The organism is Lysinibacillus sp. UBA6686 (assembly GCF_002455205.1).
GTDB classification, from domain to species: Bacteria; Bacillota; Bacilli; order Bacillales_A; family Planococcaceae; genus Lysinibacillus; species Lysinibacillus pakistanensis.
The window spans coordinates 1-4,965 of the sequence record NZ_DKJS01000082.1; the positions used below are offsets into that span (position 1 = coordinate 1).

General features: G+C 32.8%; 4 protein-coding genes and 1 CRISPR repeat array. All 4 genes read left to right on the forward strand.

Annotation, left to right across the window (positions count from 1 at the left end; all coding sequences use genetic code 11):
- The first annotated feature begins 45 nt into the window (after positions 1–45).
- The 4 genes from cas3 to cas2 are packed head-to-tail and all read left to right on the forward strand — an operon-like array spanning position 46 to position 4,039.
- Positions 46–2,265 carry a CRISPR-associated helicase Cas3' gene (gene cas3, locus B2R82_RS22330; protein WP_286927125.1) on the forward strand — a complete coding sequence of 740 codons (2,220 nt, stop codon included), beginning with the start codon at positions 46–48 and terminating at the stop codon, positions 2,263–2,265.
- A 13-nt stretch (positions 2,266–2,278) separates the two neighbouring features.
- Positions 2,279–2,791 carry a CRISPR-associated protein Cas4 gene (cas4, locus tag B2R82_RS22335; RefSeq protein WP_286927128.1) on the forward strand — a complete coding sequence of 171 codons (513 nt, stop codon included), beginning with the start codon at positions 2,279–2,281 and terminating at the stop codon, positions 2,789–2,791.
- Positions 2,788–3,774 carry a type I-B CRISPR-associated endonuclease Cas1b gene (cas1b, locus tag B2R82_RS22340; protein ID WP_286927130.1) on the forward strand — a complete coding sequence of 329 codons (987 nt, stop codon included), beginning with the start codon at positions 2,788–2,790 and terminating at the stop codon, positions 3,772–3,774. Before cas4 ends, cas1b begins: the two co-directional genes overlap by 4 nt.
- Position 3,775: 1 nt before the next feature.
- Positions 3,776–4,039, forward strand: coding sequence for a CRISPR-associated endonuclease Cas2 (cas2, locus tag B2R82_RS22345; protein WP_286927132.1), 264 nt, complete (start codon positions 3,776–3,778; stop codon positions 4,037–4,039).
- A 183-nt stretch (positions 4,040–4,222) separates the two neighbouring features.
- A CRISPR array of direct repeats spans positions 4,223–4,965; the repeat unit is 29 nt; unit sequence GTTTTTCATTAACTAAGTGGAATGTGAAT.

Genomic DNA, 4,965 nt, shown 5'->3' on the forward strand with positions numbered 1-4,965 from the left:
TATTTGAATACGGGCTTACATTCTTTTTTTAAGGAGATGAGAGAAATGTTTACTGAACTATTGGCTAAATCAGGCTCAGATAAAAGTGATGATGAGACCATTAAAGAGCATACTGCTAAGTTATTAGACAGACATAGTAAATTTCAAGAAATATATCCGCATGCATTGAGTAAAAAAGATTGGGCACTTTTAGCAGAAGCGGCCGAATATCATGATGTTGGGAAAGCAAATACCAAATTTCAAAATAAGTTAAGACAAATAGAGAATAAACAATTGGATTTGTTAGAAGGTATAGAAGAAATACCTCATGCTTATTTAAGTTGTGCATATATGCCGTTGAGGGAATTATTAAAACGATATACTAAAGAGCAAGTTCATATTTTGATGTTAGCCGTATACTATCATCATGAAAGAAGTGAGGAGAGATTAGAAGATTGTAAAAAAATAATTGAACAAGATTTGATAAACTATGTTTCGGCATTAGCGGCTGAAGGATTTAATGTAAATGAAAATCCTAGACATGATTTTGGAAAGTTCACTGACAAAGAATTCTTACGAAAGCGTGAAAATTTATATCACTTTGTTCGTATCAAAGGGTTTTTAAATAAGTTGGACTTTGCTGCGAGTGGTCATCTTGATGTAGAAATCGCGCCAGGGGACGTAATCGGTACAGTGGATAAGTATTTTAAATCATTGGGCTATAGAAAAAACGATTTGCAAGAGTATTTATTTCAGTATCCAAATGATAATCATGTGGTTATTGCGTCAACAGGGATAGGAAAAACAGAAGGGGCTCTTTACTGGCTAGGACAAGATAAAGGTATTTTTACACTGCCATTAAAGGTTTCGATAAATGCGATATATGATCGAATTCATAAGGATTTCGGCTATGAGCAAGTTGGGTTCCTCCATAGCGATATGCGCGCAGAGTATGCAAAACGAGCAGGTGATCAAGATTTAGATTTATTTGCAATAAATCATACGAAACAATTGGCACAGCCATTAACCATTACAACAATTGACCAAGTGATTGACTTTGTTGGATTATATCCAGGATTTGAATTAAAATTAGCCATTTTTTCATACAGCAAGTTCATTATTGATGAAATACAAATGTATAGCCCCCGTCTAGTTGCATTCATTTTAATGGGGTTAAAGTACATTACAGATATGGGTGGGAGATTTTTAATTATGACTGCAACTTTGCCTCCATTGTTTATTGAGGCGATGCATAAATTAAAAATCCCTTTTAAGCAACCAGATAATCCATTTTTAAAGTTGAATGAACATGGAAACGTGATGAATCGTCATGTTATACAAATAATAGAACGAGATCTAACAGTAGGAGAAATAGTTGCACATTCGCTAAATCAAAAAGTACTAATTATCGTCAATACAGTTAAAAAAGCACAAGAATTATATGATGCATTTATTGATGCGGATTGTGAAGTGAATTTACTTCATAGTCGATTCATCAATAATGATAGGTTCGAAAAGGAAAAGTCTATAAAGAAATTAGGTAAAAGAGATTGTGATGAGACAGGTATTTGGATAACTACTCAATTAGTAGAGGCAAGTGTAGACATTGATTTTGATATTTTATTTACGGAATTATCGGAAGCGACGGGGCTGTTCCAACGAATGGGGCGTGTGTATCGTGGACGAGACTATAAAAATACAACACCAAATGTCTATGTATTTACTGGTTATGAATTGCCATCTGGGGTATCTGAGAGTGATAAGCGATCAGTTATAGATTATACAATTTATCAAAAATCAAGAGAAGTGTTACTGCAATATAACAATCAACTTCTAAAAGAAAAAACAAAAATGGATATTATTAATCAAATATATAGCAGAGAAGCGCTTGGTAATAATTGCAGCTATTTAAAAGAATTTGATGTAACCCTAGCACAACTTGAAAATGTTTTACCATATGAAGAAAAAGAGAAGCCAACATTACGTGATATTGAAAATCAAACGATTATTCCTTTTGCGATATATCAAGAAAAGGAAGAGGAAATACAAAAAATACAGAAGAAGTTGAAAGAGAAGCTGAGTTTGCAACTACGAATAACGCTTCTTAATCAGTTGCAAAATTATACAATATCTATTCCAAAATGGGCGTATAAAATGGCTGAAAAGGAATTTAAATATGATGCCATTGCAATTGATAAATATACAAACTATCCAATAATTGCTTTTCGGTATACAAAAGAAAAGGGTCTTATTTATGAAATAGAGGAAGGTGCTAATTTCTTATAAGGGGGACGATGTAATGCAGTGGGATGATTTGAAAGTAACAGGTTTACAAGTGCAATATTTAAAAGTATGTGAACGAAAGCTATGGCTACATGCTCATCAAATTGGCTTTGAAGATGAATATGACAAAGTACAACAAGGGAAAGTATTACATGAAACATCGTATCAGCGTAAAAAATCGAAGGAAGTGCTAATCGATAATTTAATTCAGATAGATTTGATGGATGGAGATTATGTTGGTGAAGTGAAATCCAGTAGTAAGATGAAGGAGGCTGATCAAGCGCAGTTATTGTACTATTTATTTATACTCGATCAAATGGGCATCCAAAGAAAAGGTAAAATACATTATCCAAAGGAAAAGCGTGTAGATGAACTCGAATTAACAGAGCAGGATAAGCAAGAAATTCCTAAGTGGCTTGCACAAATTCAAAAAATCATTCTATTAGAGAAGCCACCGATAAAGAAAAAACTTAAATATTGTACGAAATGTGCATACTATTCTTTTTGCTGGGTAGGTGAAGAAGGATGAAAGATTTATATTTATTCAATAATGGAAGATTGCAACGCAAAGATTCTACGATTTATTTAGTATTGGAGGATGGCACGAAAAAAACTGTGCCCATTGAACAAGTAGAAAATTTACATATATTTGCGGAAATGGACTTTAATACATCTTTTATTAATTTACTAAATCAAAAAGATGTTAGCCTACATTTCTATAATTATTATGGTTATTATTCTGGAAGTTATGTACCGCGTCGAAAAAAGGTATCTGGTTTTGTAGATGTCAATCAAGCAGCACATGTACTTGATTTAAATAAAAGGTTATACATCGGACAACAATTTGTCTATAGTGCCATCCATCATATGCTGCGTAATATGCGACGTCACAAAGAAGAAGTCGGGGAATTGATTTCGGAGATTATTGCCTTGAAGGAAAAGGTTGCTGATGCACAAGATATACAAACTTTGATGGGCATTGAGGGAAAGGTACGTTATACGTATTACCAAAGTTTTAATCATATTATTAAAAATCCAGATTTTAATTTTAGAAAACGAGAAAAGCGGCCTCCCACAGATCCGATAAATGCATTAATTTCGTATGGGAATAGTTTGATGTACACAGCCGTATTATCAGAGATGTATAAAACACAATTAAATCCAACGATTAGTTATTTACATGAACCAGGCTCGCGGCGTTTTTCATTATCTTTAGATTTAGCTGAAATTTTCAAACCTTTACTGATGGACAATCTAATATTCACATTAATTAATAAGAAGATGATACGTCTTGAACATTTTGAATATGTTGAAAAAAATATTTGCTTTTTAAATGATACAGGACGCAAAATTTTCATAACAGAATTTGAAAATCGTATGCGCACAACCATAAAGCATCGTAAACTAAATCGTCAAACATCCTATCGATTTTTAATTCGTTTAGAGTGTTATAAGCTCATCAAGCATTTAATTGGAGATGAAGATTATAAAGCTTTAAAGGCATGGTGGTAGAATGTATGTATTAGTTGCATATGATGTGGATGCGAAGCGTGTCGCCAAAGTGCATAAAGTATTAAAGAAATATTTAACTTGGACGCAAAATTCATTGTTTGAAGGTGAAATTACTGAAGGCTTATTAAAGCAATGCATGGCTGAAATTGCAACAAAAGCAAACCCAGCTGTTGATTCTATTTATGTCTATCGAATTGCGAATCCAAAGCACATTAAAAAGGTAATTTACGGCATTGAGAAAGATTTTGAAAGTATGTTTTTATAATTTGCAGTGAATCTGTTTTCATATAAAATTTGATTAAAGCTTTATATACCAGGGTTTGGAGTTGTTTTTACATCGATTTGAAAATGATTATAAGTGATGTACTGCAAAAATGATAAATGATATAATAAATAAAACTCTCTGAACCCTTGGTAATAAAGGTTTTATTAAATGCCCTTAGGGTGGGTTTTTCATTAACTAAGTGGAATGTGAATACTAGCGATTTCTGGAAACGCCTGCAGGCGGTATCAGTTTTTCATTAACTAAGTGGAATGTGAATATTATCGGTCTGGCATTATGCAACAAATGGGATACAAGTTTTTCATTAACTAAGTGGAATGTGAATTTGTATAATACTTAATAGCTTTGTATTTTGGTCAGGTTTTTCATTAACTAAGTGGAATGTGAATATCGGCAGGAAAATAATCATTAACAAGCTCATCTAGTTTTTCATTAACTAAGTGGAATGTGAATTTTTGTGAGGAACGTTTTGATGAATTAGGGTACAGGTTTTTCATTAACTAAGTGGAATGTGAATGTTGAAAACTGGTGTCAGCATCTTTAAAAATAGTGTCGTTTTTCATTAACTAAGTGGAATGTGAATTCCGTTAGCTCGACTACTTGCTCCCTCCAGGTTTGCGTTTTTCATTAACTAAGTGGAATGTGAATTTTGTACCAACAAATAAAATTCTAGTAGGACACACGGGTTTTTCATTAACTAAGTGGAATGTGAATTGATTTTGACTTATCCAAGATGGTAAATGAATTATGTTTTTCATTAACTAAGTGGAATGTGAATTGACAAAAGACGAGGCGGATCAGCTTGCTAAACCACGTTTTTCATTAACTAAGTGGAATGTGAATTGTTACATGTAAATCGTAACCAAAATTCCGTCAATCGTTTTTCATTAACTAAGTGGAATGTGAAT

Bases quoted from the DNA above. Each gene is read 5' to 3' on its own strand.
- cas1b (WP_286927130.1), top strand. From the start codon at position 2,788: ATGAAAGATTTATATTTATTCAATAATGGAAGATTGCAACGCAAAGAT.
- cas3 (WP_286927125.1), top strand. From the start codon at position 46: ATGTTTACTGAACTATTGGCTAAATCAGGCTCAGATAAAAGTGATGAT.
- cas4 (WP_286927128.1), top strand. From the start codon at position 2,279: ATGCAGTGGGATGATTTGAAAGTAACAGGTTTACAAGTGCAATATTTA.
- cas2 (WP_286927132.1), top strand. From the start codon at position 3,776: ATGTATGTATTAGTTGCATATGATGTGGATGCGAAGCGTGTCGCCAAA.